Here is a 17104-nt window from a genome sequence, read left to right on the forward strand (position 1 = left end):
ACTGGGGTTACACCCGGGAGAGTAGGTCGCCGCCACATTATTCAAGCCAGCAGATCCTGCTGGCTTTTTTTTGCACTTTACTTTTTGAGAGCTTTTATTATTGGTATTATCCAGAACAATATTTTGGTATCTGAAGCTTCTTTTTTTTCTATTGGCTGAATAAACATAATGGGAGTTTTTTTAATTCTTCCCTCATTCTTTATCTACCTCCTACTAGTTTTTCCGCAAAGTTGATTTTTATCATCTTTTGATCTGGGAATTATCATGAGGTTCCTCTATTTCTGACAATACATTTGAGGAAAGTTTTAATGATGGAAACAAAAAATATCCATTTCAATAGGTTTCAATTACCACCTCAAATCCTGAAAGAATTCCATTCAAAAAGCTTGAGTTCAGGCTTTGATCCGAGTGTGAATTCTAATCCTCATTCTTCGATATATGATTCACCATCCTTAATTACCGTAAATCTTAATTTGGTATTGAAATGGTTATTAGATCATCCAATCCCAAGAGAATTAGAAAAGGATCCTTGTTCAGTTCCTGTTTTATTATATGTGCCGAATTTTTCTCTTGATCATGTTTTGTTTTTTTATGATGGGTCTTCTTCATCTGTAACTTTAATTGATCAGTTTTTAAAACTTTTTGGCCAACTCATATCTCAAAGTAAGGCTACAATTATATCCCCCAGTTTTATTCCAAAATCGCGTCAGAAAGAAGAAGAGGAAGTTATTCAAAAAATTAGTGCAGCAACTCATGAGACCTCCTTTATTAAATTAAACTTTTCTAAAGTCGGTGATTTTTGGTCTTACGCAGTTCATCATAACTGTAACCTGTTGGTAATTAGTAAGCTATATCAGTCTGATTTATCCAAAATTCTTTTTAACTTTTATAATCAAGGTGTTTGGGATGAAAATTTATCTTTTTACTTATCCCTATAACTCATGTTGTTTACTGATTTTTATCATCCTTTTATGGTAGTTAAACTATGTTTTTTAGAAGAAATTTGAGACATGATTGTTAATCCAAATCCGGAATCTTTGACAAAATGTTTTCACTGTGGTGAGGCATGTACAGAGTCACCAATTGTATTGGAGGAAAAATCATTTTGTTGTCAAGGATGTAAGCTTGTCTATGAAGTTCTTTCAGATAATGGACTCTGCAGTTATTATGACTTGGAGGAATTTCCAGGTGAATCACAAAAACTTAAATCCTCTAAATTTCAAAAGTTTGATTTTCTGGAAGACTTGGATGTTCAAAACCAACTTTTAGATTTTAAGAATGAAGAGGAATGTCATGTAACTTTTTTTATTCCAATAATTCATTGCGCTTCCTGCATATGGTTGCTGGAAAATCTCATGCAGATAAACTCTGGCGTTATCTCCAGCCGGGTTGACTTTATTAAAAAGAAAGTCCAGGTCAAATACAATCCAAATAAAATATCTCTCAAAGAATTAGTCGTCTTATTATCAACCATCGGCTATGAGCCTAAGATTAAGCTTTCCGACGAAGGAGGAACTTCAAACCCCTCTATCGACAATAAATTAATTACCCAATTAGCTGTCGCCGGGTTTTGCTTTGGAAACATGATGTTGTTCAGCTTACCTGAATATTTTTCAGAAACTAAGCTCCTTGGTGAAGGTTTTAAAGGATTGTTTAATTACCTCAATGTCCTTTTAGCATTACCGGTAATAATTTACTCTGCTAATAGTTATTTCCTCTCGGCTTGGAATTCCCTGAAGCAAAAGAAAGTAAACATGGATGTTCCAATAGTTCTGGGCATTATAGCGCTTTTCCTTTATTCTTTATGGGAGATATTTTTTTCTGGAAATGCTGGCTTTATGGACAGTCTAGGGGGACTGATTTTCTTTTTACTTCTAGGGAAAGTTTATCAGCAAAAGACATTTGCCACCTTGGAATTTGATAGAGATTACAAATCCTATTTTCCTATGGCAGTGACCAAATTGGTTCAAGACCAGGAAAATGTAGTACCTATTTCTAAACTATCGATTGGGGATGTTATTCTGATTGGAGACCAGGAGTTAATACCTGCAGATTCAATATTGTTAAATCAATCTGCCTATATCGATTACAGCTTTGTGACTGGGGAAGAAATTCCTGTTTCTATAAAGAAAGGAGAGGTAATTTATGCAGGTGGTAGACAAATCGGAGAACCAATTCTTTTAACTGTACAGAAATCTCCTTCTCAGGGATATTTGACTGATTTGTGGAACAATGATGCGTTTGAAAAAGAAAAGACAGGGAATTTAGAGCCATTGGCAAATAAAGTAAGTGGAGTATTTACTTGGACAGTCCTTGCAGTAGCCTTCGTAGCATTTCTTTTCTGGAGTTTTGAGGATTTATCTCTCGCAGTTAAAGCATTCACTTCAGTTTTAATAGTGGCTTGTCCTTGCGCATTGGCTATGTCCACTCCATTCACTTTAGGGAATACATTAAGGATATTTGGTAAAGGAAAGCTTTATCTGAAAAATGCTTCTGTAGTAGAGAAAATGGCGCAGGTCGATACCCTGGTTTTTGATAAAACAGGGACTTTAACTTCTCCTGCAAATGCTACAATTAATTTTCATGGAGAATGCTTAACCGATGAGACAAAAGATGTTTTAAAATCTTTGGTTTCAAAATCATCACATCCATTAAGCAATAGAATTAACCAATGGTTAGGTACAAGATCGTTTTTGAAAATCGACGGTTTCAAAGAGATCAAGGGAAAAGGTCTTGAAGCCTTTTATTTTGGTGAATGTATCTGCTTGGGCTCCCAAGAATTTATTGGCTCTAAGAAACTTATAAAAATTTCTGATGGTAATCTGGTTTTTCTAAGTATTGCTAATCATGAAATCGGATACTTTCATATCCAATCTGGTCTTAGAGAAAGTTCACCTCCGATGATCAGGGAATTGGCGAAATCCTATGAACTCCATTTGCTTTCTGGAGATCAAAGCCACGAACAGCTTTCTTTAAGAAGCAATCTGGGCCCTCAAATCAATTTCAATTTCAATCAAAGCCCGAATGATAAGTTGGAATACCTTCAGAACCTTTCCCGAAATGGGAAACATACTTTGATGGTTGGGGATGGTTTAAACGATGCTGGCGCATTGCAGGCAAGCGAGGTAGGTATAGCTGTGACGGAGCAAGTGAGTCATTTCTCACCAGCAAGCGATGCAATCATTGACTCTTCAGTAATATCCAAAATTCCTGAATTCTTAGCCTTTGCCAAATCAAACAGGACGATTATTAAGATCAGTTTCCTGTTGAGTTTTGCTTACAATCTGATCGGAATAAGCTTGGCTGTTCAGGGTTTATTAAGTCCTGTGATTTGTGCAATACTGATGCCACTAAGCAGTATTACAGTCGTCATCTTCACCACGGTTTCGACCAACTTGGTGGCATTGAAAAAAGGATTAATCAAACTTAAAAAAGACTGAAATGGAAGTAATCTTTCTATTGATCGCAATAAGTTTAGTCATGGCAGTCACTTTTCTCTACCTGTTTTTTAAAGCAATGAGAGATGGTCAGTTCGATGATGATTATACTCCCTCTGTCAGGATTTTATTTGAAAGTCAGAAAAAAAAAGTAAAAAAAGATCAACCAACAAAACCTAAGTCCTATGAATGATTCTACTTTAGAAACGTTCCATTACGACAATAAAATTGTCAAGTATTTTGGAACTGCCACCATTATTTGGGGCATCGTTGGGATGCTGGTGGGGGTTATTGCCGCCACCCAGTTATTTCTCCCGGAAGCCAATTTGGGTAATCCCTATACCACATTTGGCAGGATAAGACCTCTGCATACCAATGCGGTTATTTTCGCATTTGTGGGAAACGCAATTTTTGCTGGGGTTTATTACTCCATGCCGAGATTGCTAAAAACACCAATGTGGAATAAAACCCTAAGCTGGTTTCATTTCTACGGATGGCAATTAATAATCCTGGCAGCAGCAATTACGCTTCCTTTAGGCCTTACAACTTCTAAGGAATATGCTGAATTAGAATGGCCAATCGATATTGCAATTGCTCTGGTTTGGGTGGCCTTCGGAGCGAACATGATCGGAACACTTCTAACTCGAAGAGAGCGTCACATGTATGTTGCCATTTGGTTTTACATGGCCTCTTTCGTGACAGTTGCGGTGCTGCACATTTTTAATTCCCTTGCTTTACCGGTTTCATTCTTTAAAAGTTACTCGGCCTATGCTGGCGTTCAAGATGCGCTGGTTCAGTGGTGGTATGGTCACAATGCAGTTGCGTTTTTCCTAACAACTCCATTTTTGGGACTGATGTATTATTTCCTTCCGAAAGCAGCTAATCGACCAGTTTATTCCTATAAACTATCTATTGTTCACTTTTGGTCTTTGATCTTCATTTACATGTGGGCAGGTCCACACCACTTACTTTATACTGCTTTGCCAGAATGGGCGCAAGTATTGGGAACGGCTTTTTCAGTGATGTTGATAGCGCCTTCTTGGGGAGGTATGGTTAATGGACTTTTGACGCTGAGAGGTGCATGGGACAAAGTAAGTAATGAGCCTGTATTGAAATTTATGGTTGTGGCATTGACAGCATATGGTATGTCCACTTTCGAAGGACCTATGCTTTCTTTGAAAAACGTCAATGCAATCGCGCATTATACAGACTGGATTGTAGCTCACGTTCACATCGGCGGCTTGGGTTGGAATGGGTTCTTGACATTTGGTATGTTATACTGGATGTGGCCAAGACTTTTCAAAACAAAGATTTACTCTACCAAATTGGCGAATACCCACTTTTGGATGGGGACTTTAGGAATCATTTTCTATGCACTACCAATGTATGTTGCAGCATTGACTCAGTTTTTGATGCTGAGAGAATTTGATGACATGGGCAGATTAGCATATGGTAATTTCCTTGAGACAGTTGTGGAAATTGTACCAATGTACATGTTGAGAGCATTTGGAGGTCTTCTTTATCTGAGCGGTGCAATCATCATGATTTATAACATGTGGAAGACTGCACAGCAAGGAGTATTTCAGGAAACTGAAGAAGATTCAGCTCCGGCATTGGCTACGAATTATAAGCCAGCAGGTGAGTTTTGGCATAGAGCATGGGAGCGTAAACCAGTATTTTTTACTGTTTTGGCAACCATTGCGATCGCAATAGGAGGTGCTATCGAGATTATCCCGACAATTTTGGTGAAATCTAATGTGCCAACAATCAGCTCTGTAAAACCATATACTCCACTTGAATTAGAGGGTAGAGATCTTTACATCGCCAATGGCTGTGTGGGTTGCCACTCACAGATGATTCGTCCATTCCGATTTGAAACTGAGCGCTACGGGGAGTATTCCAAAGCTGGTGAATTTGTGTATGATCGACCTTTCTTATGGGGATCAAAACGAACCGGACCGGATTTGCATAGAGTGGGAAGTAAATATCCTGATAGCTGGCATTATTTCCATATGGTAGATCCAAGATCTATGTCACCGGGATCCATGATGCCACCTTATCCATGGATGGTTGAAAATGAATTGGATTATTCAGACTTGCCTTCAAAAATCCGAACTCTTCAGAAACTGGGAGTACCTTATCCAGAAGGCTATGATGAAAAGGCAACTGCAGACCTTGAGTCTCAGGCTGCAAAAATCACTGAGAACCTAAAGGATGCAGGCGTAGAGGTAATGCCAAATACAGAAATCGTGGCATTGATAGCTTACTTACAGCGACTAGGTACAGATATCAAAGCAACTGCTAACCAATAAACTGATCGACCATGTATAAAGAAGTTTTAAGATCTATCGAAAACATAGAAATCTATCCAGTGATTTCACTGCTGATTTTTGTGATATTCTTTGTAGCCATGTTTATCTGGGTTATCAAAGTACCAAAATCCTATATCGACCATATGAAGTCTCTTCCAATGGAAGAAGATGAGCTAACTAAGAACGAGCCATGAAAAATATATTGACCTTATTTGTTTCTTTGATTGGACTTGTGCTTTCCTCTTCGGCATACGCGCAGGAAGCAAGTTCAAGTTATGATAAACTGATGTCCATGGATAAGAACCAGCTAACACTTCTTATCATTTTGGGAGTGGTGCTGGGAGTGATTATCCTTCTGTTGATCCTTGTGATTTATTTGATGTCTTTCATCACAACAGTTTTCAAAAAGGAAAATCCGGCCTTTGCGGAAGAACCAAGCTGGTGGGAATCTTTCAAAGAGAAATTCATTACCGGTGACGTAGAAGAGGAAACCGTTGAGAAGAGGGAAATGACAGATCATTCCTACGATGGAATTACCGAACTGGATAATTTCATGCCACCATGGCTTCAATATGTCTTTTTGATAACAGCTGTCTTCGGAGTAGGGTATTTTATCAATTATTCTGTTTTGGGATATGGAAAAACCGGTATCGAAGAATATGAAGAAGAGTTGAGAATAGAATCAATTGCTGCTGAAGAGCGTAAAGCAAATGCAGTGGCAGGTATTGATGAATCTACAGCAATCTTTGACGAGTCGGCAGGAGCATTGTCTTCCGGAAAAACAATTTTCGAAGGAAACTGTGCAGCCTGTCATGCTGCTGACGGTGGTGGGGGAGTCGGACCAAACCTGACAGATGAATACTGGCTTCACGGTAATTCAATCAAAGATGTCTTTACAGTCATCAAATATGGGGTGGTTAGTAAAGGGATGGTGCCTTGGCAAGATCAATTGAGCCCGGAAGAGATCCAACAAGTAGCGAGTTTTGTACTTAGCTTAAAAGGAACTACTCCAGCGAATCCAAAGGACCCGCAAGGCGAATTGGTAGGCTCCACACCGGCTGAGGTGATCGAAAGCAGCCCCGCTGATACCACTGCTGTGAATCCAGAATAAAACTAATTGCCGGAAGATTAATTCTTCCGGCATTGACTAACCACTGTTATGGCCAAGAAAAATCCACATCTGAATCCTGATAATTTTCGCGATGCTTTAGCAACAGTTCAGGAAGACGGAAAAAGGAATTGGGTATATCCGAAGAAAGTAAAAGGCTTATTTTATAAGTACCGGACTTATTTATCCTGGGTACTTTTGGCTATCCTATTTTCTGGACCTTTCATTAAAGTAGATGGTAGACCATGGCTGTTGTTTAATATTTTCGAGAGGAAATTCATTATTTTCGGAGCTGTATTTTGGCCGCAGGATACCTACTTATTAATTTTTCTGTTGTTGATTTTCTTCGTTTTTGTGATTCTTTTCACAGTGATTTTTGGAAGGGTCTTTTGCGGTTGGGCATGTCCGCAGACATTATTTATGGAAATGGTCTTCCGGAAAATTGAGTATTGGATAGAGGGCGATGCCAATCAGCAAAGAGCGCTGAATAGTGCTCCTTGGAATGGAGAAAAGATCAGAAAGAAAGGAAGTAAATATTTTATTTTTGCTTTGATTTCACTCATGATAGGTCATCTAGTAATGGCGTATCTGATTGGGGTAGATCAGGTTATTGAAGTAGTAACCCAGCCTCCCTCTGCTCACATGGCAGGATTTATTGGACTGGTAGCATTTTCAGGAATATTCATGTTTGTGTTTTCCTGGTTTAGGGAGCAAGCTTGTTTAGTAGTGTGTCCATATGGCAGGCTACAAGGAGTTTTGTTGGATAACAACTCCATCAATGTCATGTATGATTATGTGAGAGGGGAACCCAGAGCCCCAATCCGTAAAAACAAAGCTGAATTAGAGCCGAAAGGTGACTGTGTGGATTGCAGCCTTTGTGTGCAGGTTTGTCCAACTGGTATTGACATCCGGAATGGTATTCAAATGGAATGTGTCAATTGTACTGCCTGTATCGATGCATGTGATGAGGTAATGGTCAAAGTAGATCGCCCGAAAGGATTGATTAGATATGCTTCTCAAAATAGCATCAAAGATGGATTTCAGAAGCTGATCACTGGAAGGGTAAAAGCGTATGTGGTGGTTTTATTGATTTTGATAGTGGCTTTTGTTTCATTGATTGCGACAAGAGAACCCATCAATGGAACAGTAACCAGGTTTCCAGGGATGACTTATCAGACCAGAGAAGATGGAAAGGTTTCTAACCTATACGAAATCACCCTGATCAATAAAACATTTGAGCCACAGACTGTCCAATTAAAACCAATGGCAGAAGGAATGGAACTTGAAGTCGTTGGAGATACTCATTGGACATTGGAGCCTCAATCTAAATTCGAGGGAAGGTTTTTCTTGGTTAGAAATCAAGCAGATGTGAAAGTAACGCAAGAAAAGGTAGAATTACAGTTAAGTGCCGGAGAAGAAGAATTTGGTGAAATCAAGACCAATTTCATGGCTCCTGTTAACAAATAAAAAATCTAAAAATGAATTGGGGTAAAGGAATATTATTTTCGATTTTCGGCTTCATAGCCATCATCATGACAATGGTGGTCATTTCAGTTCGAATGGAAGGAATTGAATTAGTGACTGAAGGATATTACGAAAAGGAAATTGCCTACCAGGAGCAAATTGATAAAGAACAGATCACTTTAGATAAAAATAGAGATGTGATCAGCTTAAATAGCCAAAATCAACTTCTTATTCTGGATTTGCCTTCCGGAGCAATTGGGATGCTTCACCTTTTCCGCCCTTCTGATGCATCCTTGGATCAAAAGGTTGTTATTGATGGAAAAAATCAAGGGGCAATAGAAATACCAGTTGGTAATTTAAAGTCAGGATATTGGAAAGCTCAATTGAACTGGACTGAAAATGGTGTTGAATTCTACCAAGAGAAGAAAATAGATCTTTAATATGCTTTGGACTGCTTTTTTATTAGGATTCCTAGGTTCCTTCCATTGTGTTGGAATGTGTGGCCCTATTACCTTGGCAGTTGGAGGAGTGAATAAAAATAAGTTCCTCGGAAATAAGATTCTATATCATTTTGGAAGAAGCTTCACCTATGCAATGCTAGGACTTGTTGTGGGAAGTTTGGGTTTTTCTTTGGCCTTGGCGGGAGTACAGCAAGGTCTTTCCATTGGAATGGGAATTCTGATTTTGGTTTTAGCGATTAGTTTTAAAAACTCAGAAAGAATATTGTCCATCTCCTTTTTTTCAAAGTTTGTAAACTGGATCAAGCAAACCTTAGGGAAACAACTTAGATCTGGAAAACCAATAGCATATTTTACCACTGGATTGGTCAATGGCCTTTTGCCTTGTGGGATGGTATACATGGCTTTGGTGGCAGCATTGGCATTACAAAGCCCATTTTTGGGAGCGACTTATATGTTTTTCTTTGGAATGGGGACCGTTCCTTTATTGCTGGCTTTGATGATATCTGGAAATTTTTTTTCCATAGTCAAAAGAGAAAAAATCCAATCAGCAATTCCATATTTAGGTGCACTGATTGGAATTATATTCATTTTTAGAGGATTAGGGCTTGGTCTTGGTGGATTCAGCCCCGATCTGGAAATGTTCAATTATGGTTCCGAACAGGTAGAAATTACCATGTGTCGTTAAATAGCTTTGCTAAACATGCTTTTTTGGGATTTATTGGCCTGAAGCCTAAGGTCTAATTGCATGCAGATATTTCTGATTACGGCATTCCCATTTTCTGAAACCTGAATAGTCTGCCCTTTCATTTTTAGAAGACCTTCCCATTCCATCTCTTTTAAATTGAAGAATTGACGTTCCCCTAATTGTTCCCAAATCTCCAGAGGGACCATTGCAAATTGACGACAAATCAAATCCATGATTAATTCTCTGACTTGAATATCATCCTCAGATAATTGATGGCCTTTTATGATGCTCCAGTTTCCGGAATTGATAGATTCTTTATAGGCCTCAATATTTTTTTCATTTTGGGCATAACCCAGATGGATGTCACTGATGCTGCTAGCTCCTAATCCTATCAGAATTTTAGATGGAGAAGTGGTGTATCCCATGAAATTTCGATGCAGACTTCCTTCACGTTTCGCAATATTGAGCGGATCATTTGGCTGTGCAAAGTGATCCATTCCCACCTCTTCGTAACCTAGTTTGAGTAATTGTTTCTTGCCAAATTCATATAATTCCCTCTTTTTTAAATCAGTTGGTAAGAAGGATTCGAAACTTTTTTGAGCTGGAAAAGCGCTAGGTAAATGGGCATATGAATAAAATGCAATTCTGTCTGGTTTCAGAGATGCCACTTTTTTGAAAGTATCTCCAAGGGTTTCTAAGGTCTGATGCGGGAGGCCGTAAATAAGATCAAAATTAACGGATGTGTAGCCTGATTTTCTGGCATTTTCTGTTGCTTCAATTACCTTACTCAATGGCTGAATTCTATGGATTGCTTGCTGGACTTTTGGGTCAAAATCCTGAATTCCATAGCTGACACGATCAAAGCCTAATTGATTTAGCGTTTGTAGATGTTGTAAGAAGGTGTTATTTGGATGACCTTCAAAACTAAACTCAGCGTCTTCCATGACTTCTGAACTTTCGATGATCTGTCTCAAGAAATAAGAGAAAGATTCTGGTTTAAAAAATGTAGGTGTTCCTCCTCCCAAGTGAATTCCAGCAAGCTTTGGCTTGGTGCCAAAAAGCTCCAAGTATTTGTTCCACTCAAGTAGAATCGCATCTAAATATGGGATTTCGACCGAATGGTTTTTAGTGATTCGTTTATTACAACCACAGTAAGAACAAAGACTTTCACAATAGGGTAAGTGGATATAAAGGGTGATCCCTTCTGATTCACCAAATTGTTGAAATGCGGATTTTACTAAATTTTTCCAGCTCTCCTCGTTGAGGTTGTTTTCCCAAAAAGGCACAGTCGGGTAAGAAGTATATCTTGGTGCCGGTTGATTGTACTTTTGAATTAATTCTGGTGATAGTGCCATTCCTTTTTTCTTTACACAAAAGTGTGCTGAAAAGGGTTGACTTTTAGTGATCAGAGTAAGCCAAAATCCTGATTAAAATCAGGTTTGAATTGAAATAGCTTGTCCCTGAGCTGTTAATCCAATAGGAAGTTGTTAAGGAAACTGCTTTTGAGAAGTAACCAAACAAAGAATAAAAGCATGGCCCAGAAAAGGTAGATCCGATAATAATCTGAGGTTTCCTTGTATCTGTTTTCAAGGATTTCTGCTTTTTCCAAGGTATCAATTCTCTCGAAAATGTTATTTAATGTTCCTCCATCTGCAGCTCTAAAAAATTCCCCATTTCCGATTTTGGCAATTTCTCTTAAAGTCGTTTCATCTAAATAGCTTTCTACCATTTGAGGTCTGCCAAAGAAATCTGTTCCGTAAGGCACCATACCGTCTTTGCCAACGGCGATTGTATAGATTTTAATATCCAAAGCAGAAGCTAGTTCCGCAGCGAAAAGAGGATCTACATTTCCTGCATTGCTTTCCCCGTCACTAAGCAAAATCAGAACTTTGGATGCTGATTCCGATTCTTTCATCCTGTTGGTAGCAGAGGCAATGGCTGAGCCGATCGCAGTTCCTTTTGCTTCCATCATATTAAATGAAATGTCATTGATCAGTTCGGTAAGAAGCTTGTAATCATTGGTCAAAGGAGCCAAAGAATAAGCCTCCCCGGCAAAAACCACCATCCCGATTCTGTCTCCAAAACGCCCATTTATAAAGTCCACGGCGGTAGCTTTTGCAGCTTCTAATCTATTAGGAGTAAAATCCTGAAGATCCATTGATTCGGAAATATCCATCACCAATACGATGTCGATACCTTCTGTAAATTGTTCTACACGCTCATTGCTTCGCTGTGGCCTTGCCAAAGCAATTACGATCATTACTACAGAAAGGAAGAAAAATCCAGTTGGAATTAACCTTAAATAAGTCCAAGGATTGTTTTTAGCGGCTCTTTTTGGAAGTGAAAGTTCGAGAACAGGATTTTTTAGAAACTTGACGAATTTCCTGAAAAGCATCAACGCAGGAATGATCCACAATAAGTTTAAAGCCCAAAGATTTGCCCATTCATAAGTCTGAAAGGTCTCTGGCAAAAACCATGACATGCTAAAAAACTCAGCTAGTTGCTCTTGCATGTTTTATCTCGTTTAGTTTTTCCAAATGCTTTTCTTTTGCTACCTGCAGTAAATAAGTGGTAGCCTCCTCACTTTTTTCAGACCCTCCAGCATAGATGATCAAGTCAATTGACCTCAATGCTTTAAATACTTTTGGATCTTTTAAGTTTTCACCGATTTCACTGGATGTCCATTCTTGAAAAGGCAGATTGGTCAAACTTTCCATATAGGATTTCCACAGACCCTGTACCTGATCAGCCAGTTCCAAAGTAGGACTTTGAGCAAGGAGAGCTGTTTGTTTAGTCCATTTTTTCTCAAACTGATTCCAACGTCTTTTCTGGTTTCTGTCTTTCCACATTCGTTTGATGCGATCCGCAAACAAGACGTAAAACACGAGTAATACCAGTATTATTCCACCTAGCAATACGCCAACTACCATCCAATTAAATTCTTTTTCCAGTGGCTGGTACACATTGTTTTCCTGAAATGTCGGTTGCTCTGGAATGCTGTCCAAAGTCAATTTCAATTTGAGTTCAGCCTCTAATGGGTAGTGGGTAATGCTGTCATATCTCGAAACCTCATAAACCGGCAAGGTTAAGAAAACACTTGGTTCGAGAGAGAAATTGGATATATAGTAAATGGAACTGTCACTGGTAATTCCCTCGGTCGTATTGGAAATAAAGGTTTTCTTTTCCAACAATACCAAAGGGGAGTAGTCAAAAAGAGAGTCTGGGAAAATCAGCTGTTTTTGCTCTGGATAGGTTGCTTTTAAAACATATCCTACACGTTCTCCTAGCATTGCGGAATCCTGGAGAAAATAACCATCTACTTTGACTTCTTGAGCCAGAGAAAGAAAAGGAATGAAAAATAAAAGAAGGACTGATTTAATTTTACCCACGTTTCATTCTTTTATTTCGGTACTTGAATAATTCTAAAAGTGGAGCAACAATATCCTGAGAGGTGTCTATGCTCAGATAATTGATCTGATTCTTCTTGCAGATTTCTTTCAGATTTTCACGCTCTGTGGTAAAAGTTTCTGATATCTTTTTTGAGAAACTTCCAAATGCGGTATTTACCCAAGTGGTCTTTCCACGCTCTTTATCATAAATCGGAATGATTCCCAATGCAGGCAAAGCGGATTCTCTTGGATCAGTAAGTTGGATTGCGACGAGATCGTGTCTTTCAGCCAAAGCTCGGAATGGTCTTTCATACCCTTCATCGATAAAATCAGAAATCACAATTATGACGCTTCTTTTTTTGATCAGGTTGAGGGCGAATGTAAACATCGAATTCAAATCTGTTTTCATCGATTTGTTTTCATGTTCAAAAATACCTCTGATCATTTTTACTCCCTGTTTCGGACCTTTTGCAGGTAAAATCAGGTTTTCTTTTTGATCTGAATAACTGATCAGTGCAACCTGACTTCCATCAAAAACTCCTGCAAGAGTTAAAACCCCCGCAATGATTTTTCCTTGGTCGATCTTTTTGTTTCCTACCTGACCAATATCCTGACTGCCGCTAATATCCAATAAGAAATAAACGCATTGATCTTTATCCTCCCGAAATGTCTTTACAAATGTTCCATGACCCTTTGCAGAAACTTTCCACTCGATCGTTCTGACGTCATCTCCGTATTGGTAAGGACGCAAATCATCGAATTCCAAACCAGAACCTTTAAACAGAGATTGGTATTCTCCTTGCAGGTGATTGTTGGCCACCTTTCGGATCATGATCTCGTATTTTCTAAGTTTACTGAATAGTTGATTCATTTCGGGTGATTTGAACTGGCTAAGTTAAATTACATGGTTGAATTATAAAATTTGTCTTATAGGAAGGGTAGAGAATTTTTCAGTTAAAAAACCATAATTTTGCGACGTGAATAGATTATTAATCATTTGTGCCAGCATCTTCTTGCTAAGCGGATGTAAAGAAAACAATAAACCAGAAGGTCTTCTAGATGAAGAGAAGATGGTTGAAGTTCTGATAGATATACAATTAACGGAAGGAATCACTAGTGCAATCCCTGTTTCTTACGATTCTTCTCAGGTTTTATATAAACTCCTAGAAAAAGAAGTATTCGCAAAACATCAAGTTGATGATTCAGTTTTCACTGAGAGTTTGCGGTATTATTTACAATTTCCAGGTGTAATGGATGAAATGTATTCAAGGATATTAGATTCTTTAGCCGCAAAAGAAACTTCTGGAATACAAAAAGATCAAGGAGAAATTTTCTAATGTTATACCCCGCTAATTTAGAGCAAAAAATAAATTTTGTAAAAGTAAAAGAGCTTCTCAAAGAAGAATGTACATCTCCTTTGGGGATGAGTTTTGTTGATAAAATTGCTTTTTCATCTGACATCAATCTGGTCAATAAACTACTTGACCAAACGGATGAATTTTATAAAATACTAATATCTGGAGAGGCTTTTCCTTCGTCCAATTTTACCAACCTTCATCCTTATCTCGAAAAAGCAAAACTTGAGGGAGCACACTTGGATCAAGAGGATTTTCATGAGGTGAAATTGTCTCTTTCCACCTTGAGAGGTTGTATATCATTCTTTCAGAAATTCGGTGAGGAATATCCGGCATTAAGTCAATTGCTCGGATTGTTGATTGATTTGGATTTGTCTTTACTCAAGGCAATCGAACAAATCATCGATGAAAAAGGAAAGATCAGAAGCAATGCAAGTAGAGATCTCCAACTGATCCGAAATCAGATAATTTTTGAAGAGGGCAGGCTTCGTAAAGTCATGGATAGGATCTTTAAGGAGGCGCGGGCAAAAGGCTTGACCCCTGAAGATTCTGGAATGACCATCCGTGGAGGAAGAATGGTGATTCCTATAGCTGCAGAAAACAAGCGTAAACTCAGAGGGTTTATCCATGACGAATCTGCAACTGGGCAAACTGTTTTTATGGAGCCGGAGGAGGCATTAGATATCAATAATGAAATCCGGGATTTGGAGTATATGGAGCGGAGAGAAATTATCAAAATTCTCACCCAGCTGACAGATAAACTCCGACCTGCCATTCCTGCTCTTCGTAAGGCGACGAATTATTTGGGATTAATGGATTTTATCCGTGCCAAAGCAAAATTTGCCCAGAAAACAGAAAGTGTCAAGCCTGAAATTACCAAGGAAAGACAATTGACCTGGACAAGAGCGAGGCATCCGATTTTGGAGATGGCGTTAAAGTCACAAGGAAAGAAAATTACTCCTCTGGATGTGAAATTGGGAGGACATGAGCGACTGCTTGTGATTTCCGGTCCAAATGCCGGGGGTAAATCTGTGACTTTGAAAACTGTCGCACTCCTTCAATACATGCTTCAATGCGGGATTTTGATCCCTGTCCATCCTGATTCTAAAAGTTCCTTGTTCGACAATTTCTTCATCGATATCGGAGATGAACAAAATCTGGAAAATGATCTAAGTACTTACAGCTCTCATTTGATGAGCATGAAGCATTTTACTCAATTTGCTAATAGAAGGACCATTCTTTTTATAGATGAGTTTGGTACCGGTACCGAACCTCAGTTTGGGGGTGCGATCGCTGAGTCGATTTTGTTAGCATTAAATAAGCAAGCTGCGTACGGCATCGTGACTACTCACTATGGTAATTTGAAGCAAATTGCCAATAAAAACCAAGGTTTGGTTAATGGGGCGATGCGTTATGATGTGGACAAATTGGAGCCCATGTACCAACTTGAAATCGGGAAACCAGGATCTTCTTTCGCTCTGGAGATTGCTTCCAAAATTGGTATTTCTAAAGAAATTCTTCAGTATGCCAAAGATAATATTGGTGAGGAGAGAGTTAGATATGATCGACTTTTGACTCAATTGGAGAATGAGAAAAACCAGTACACTTCTCTTTTGGCTGATGCCAAAGCAAAAGAAAGACTACTGAAAACTAGGCTTAAGGAATACAATGAGTTGAAAGAAACCCTTGAGTTGACCAAAAAACGGTATCTCCAGGAAGCTAAATTGGAAGCCAAGGCTTTATTAGATCAGACGAATAAGAAAATTGAATCTACGATTAGACAAATCAAAGAGGATAAAGCCGATAAAGAAACTACCAAAAGGGCTCGCCAGGAACTTGAGGAATTTAAACAGGAAGTGAAGCCTGAGAAATTGGCTGTCAAGGATCCTGAGATTGTAGTAATTGGTGGGAAGATTAGCGAGGGTGATTGGGTAAGATTAAAAGATAATGGGGCTGTAGCTCAAGTGCTTCAGATTAAAAATAAAGAAGTCGAAATTTCCATCGGGGAGCTTAAGTCCAATGTGAAACTTTCCAGATTGGAAAAGATATCTCAAACTCAAGTCAAAAAAGAATTGAAGTCAGTATCTAAAAGAAGTGGGTATAATACCAACGAAAAACTGATGGACTTTTCTCCAAACTTAGACTTAAGAGGGAAAAGAGGAGAAGAGGTTTTGTCGATGATCCAGACTTTTGTGGATGAAGGCTTTATGTTTGGAGTAAAAGACCTAAGGATTGTCCACGGAAAAGGAGATGGGATTTTAAGGGATATTACCAGAAACCTACTTAGAAATATGCCTCAAGTTGGCAAAATGGAGGATGAACATGCAGATAGAGGTGGAGCTGGGGTGACTTTGGTGAAGTTAAAATAAAAAAAGAGGGACTTTCAAGTTCCTCTTTTTTTGTTGGTTATTTTTTCAATAAGTCAAATTCGTAATTGCCGACGACTGCATTTGTTCGTCCGCCAGGCAAAGGAATAGAAAAGAGTAATTTTAGATTATCACCTGTTCTGGTATAAGAAATCTCTCTATCAGAAGCAGGATTTGTTCCGCTCAAAGTGATTTTATCATAATTAGTTCCAACAAATGACCAAGTACCTGCATTAGTGAAAAGGTCATTGCTGTTTTTGCTCGTGTACGTTTTGGAACTGGAATTGGCACTCAAAGTCAACTCAAAAGTACTATACAAATCTGTGACAGCTGTTCCATCTTTTATCACAGCTCCACCTCCAGAAACAGACCAAGTCAAAGTTCCTGTCCCAGTCAAAGCTTCTATTGCTAATTCTTCTTCAGACTTTTGAACAGGATCAGGGTCATCGTTCCAGCATCCTTGTAAAAAAGCAGAAGAAAGTAAAATGGCTAGAAGAATGATTTTTGAGGACTTCATATAAAATGTA

The 17104-nt window shown here is 38.6% G+C and carries 16 protein-coding genes; 11 read left to right on the forward strand and 5 right to left on the reverse strand.

All coding sequences use genetic code 11. From position 1 onward, the window contains the following. Positions 1–311 precede the first annotated feature (311 nt). The 9 genes from FHS59_RS14385 to FHS59_RS14425 all read left to right on the forward strand — a co-directional run bounded on the left by FHS59_RS14385 (position 312) and on the right by FHS59_RS14425 (position 9467). Positions 312–938 (forward strand): hypothetical protein, encoded by a 627-nt coding sequence (locus FHS59_RS14385; RefSeq protein ID WP_184497492.1) that lies wholly within the window; start codon positions 312–314, stop codon positions 936–938. 99 nt (positions 939–1037) lie between these two features. Then, positions 1038–3440 (forward strand): heavy metal translocating P-type ATPase, encoded by a 2403-nt coding sequence (locus FHS59_RS14390; protein WP_317168200.1) that lies wholly within the window; start codon positions 1038–1040, stop codon positions 3438–3440. A 1-nt stretch (position 3441) separates the two neighbouring features. Then, positions 3442–3630, forward strand: a complete 189-nt coding sequence (gene ccoS, locus FHS59_RS14395; protein WP_184496122.1) for a cbb3-type cytochrome oxidase assembly protein CcoS — start codon at positions 3442–3444, stop codon at positions 3628–3630. Further along, positions 3623–5749 carry a cytochrome-c oxidase, cbb3-type subunit I gene (gene ccoN / locus FHS59_RS14400; RefSeq protein WP_184496123.1) on the forward strand — a complete coding sequence of 709 codons (2127 nt, stop codon included), beginning with the start codon at positions 3623–3625 and terminating at the stop codon, positions 5747–5749. Before ccoS ends, ccoN begins: the two co-directional genes overlap by 8 nt. 11 nt (positions 5750–5760) lie before the next feature. Then, positions 5761–5943, forward strand: a complete 183-nt coding sequence (locus FHS59_RS14405) for a cbb3-type cytochrome c oxidase subunit 3 (protein WP_184496124.1) — start codon at positions 5761–5763, stop codon at positions 5941–5943. Further along, a complete protein-coding gene (locus FHS59_RS14410; RefSeq protein WP_184496125.1) occupies positions 5940–6860 on the forward strand; it encodes a cbb3-type cytochrome c oxidase N-terminal domain-containing protein in 921 nt (306 codons plus the stop codon). The genes FHS59_RS14405 and FHS59_RS14410 overlap by 4 nt, the downstream gene beginning before the upstream one ends. Before the next feature lie 48 nt (positions 6861–6908). Further along, complete coding sequence (ccoG, locus tag FHS59_RS14415; protein WP_184496126.1) at positions 6909–8324, forward strand: cytochrome c oxidase accessory protein CcoG; 1416 nt, start codon at positions 6909–6911, stop codon at positions 8322–8324. A gap of 11 nt (positions 8325–8335) precedes the next feature. Next, the gene (locus FHS59_RS14420; protein WP_184496127.1) at positions 8336–8761 is read left to right on the forward strand and encodes a FixH family protein; all 426 of its coding nucleotides are present in this window, start codon (positions 8336–8338) and stop codon (positions 8759–8761) included. Between the two features lies 1 nt (position 8762). Continuing rightward, positions 8763–9467 (forward strand): sulfite exporter TauE/SafE family protein, encoded by a 705-nt coding sequence (locus FHS59_RS14425; protein WP_184496128.1) that lies wholly within the window; start codon positions 8763–8765, stop codon positions 9465–9467. Here FHS59_RS14425 and hemN read toward each other — a convergent pair. From hemN to FHS59_RS14445, 4 genes are all read right to left on the reverse strand, one after another. Next, complete coding sequence (hemN, locus tag FHS59_RS14430) at positions 9464–10822, reverse strand: oxygen-independent coproporphyrinogen III oxidase (protein WP_184496129.1); 1359 nt, start codon at positions 10820–10822, stop codon at positions 9464–9466. The two genes, FHS59_RS14425 and hemN, sit on opposite strands and share 4 nt — an antisense overlap. Before the next feature lie 113 nt (positions 10823–10935). Further along, a complete protein-coding gene (locus FHS59_RS14435; RefSeq protein WP_184496130.1) occupies positions 10936–11979 on the reverse strand; it encodes a vWA domain-containing protein in 1044 nt (347 codons plus the stop codon). Next, complete coding sequence (locus FHS59_RS14440) at positions 11960–12856, reverse strand: hypothetical protein (RefSeq protein ID WP_184496131.1); 897 nt, start codon at positions 12854–12856, stop codon at positions 11960–11962. Before FHS59_RS14440 ends, FHS59_RS14435 begins: the two co-directional genes overlap by 20 nt. Next, on the reverse strand, positions 12849–13727 hold the full coding sequence (locus FHS59_RS14445) for a DUF58 domain-containing protein (protein WP_184496132.1): 879 nt from the start codon (positions 13725–13727) through the stop codon (positions 12849–12851). Before FHS59_RS14445 ends, FHS59_RS14440 begins: the two co-directional genes overlap by 8 nt. A gap of 106 nt (positions 13728–13833) precedes the next feature. Here FHS59_RS14445 and FHS59_RS14450 point away from each other — a divergent pair, with 106 nt between their 5' ends. Together FHS59_RS14450 and FHS59_RS14455 are read left to right on the forward strand one after the other, a co-directional pair. Further along, entirely contained in the window at positions 13834–14193 is a 360-nt protein-coding gene (locus FHS59_RS14450) for a DUF4296 domain-containing protein (protein WP_184496133.1), read from the forward strand. After that, positions 14193–16580, forward strand: a complete 2388-nt coding sequence (locus FHS59_RS14455) for an endonuclease MutS2 (RefSeq protein ID WP_184496134.1) — start codon at positions 14193–14195, stop codon at positions 16578–16580. Before FHS59_RS14450 ends, FHS59_RS14455 begins: the two co-directional genes overlap by 1 nt. 37 nt (positions 16581–16617) lie before the next feature. Here FHS59_RS14455 and FHS59_RS14460 read toward each other — a convergent pair whose 3' ends face one another. Continuing rightward, positions 16618–17094 carry a hypothetical protein gene (locus tag FHS59_RS14460; protein ID WP_184496135.1) on the reverse strand — a complete coding sequence of 159 codons (477 nt, stop codon included), beginning with the start codon at positions 17092–17094 and terminating at the stop codon, positions 16618–16620. Between the last annotated feature and the right edge of the window lie 10 nt (positions 17095–17104).

Origin of the sequence: Algoriphagus iocasae (assembly GCF_014206875.1) — a bacterium.
Classification (GTDB): Bacteria; Bacteroidota; Bacteroidia; order Cytophagales; family Cyclobacteriaceae; genus Algoriphagus; species Algoriphagus iocasae.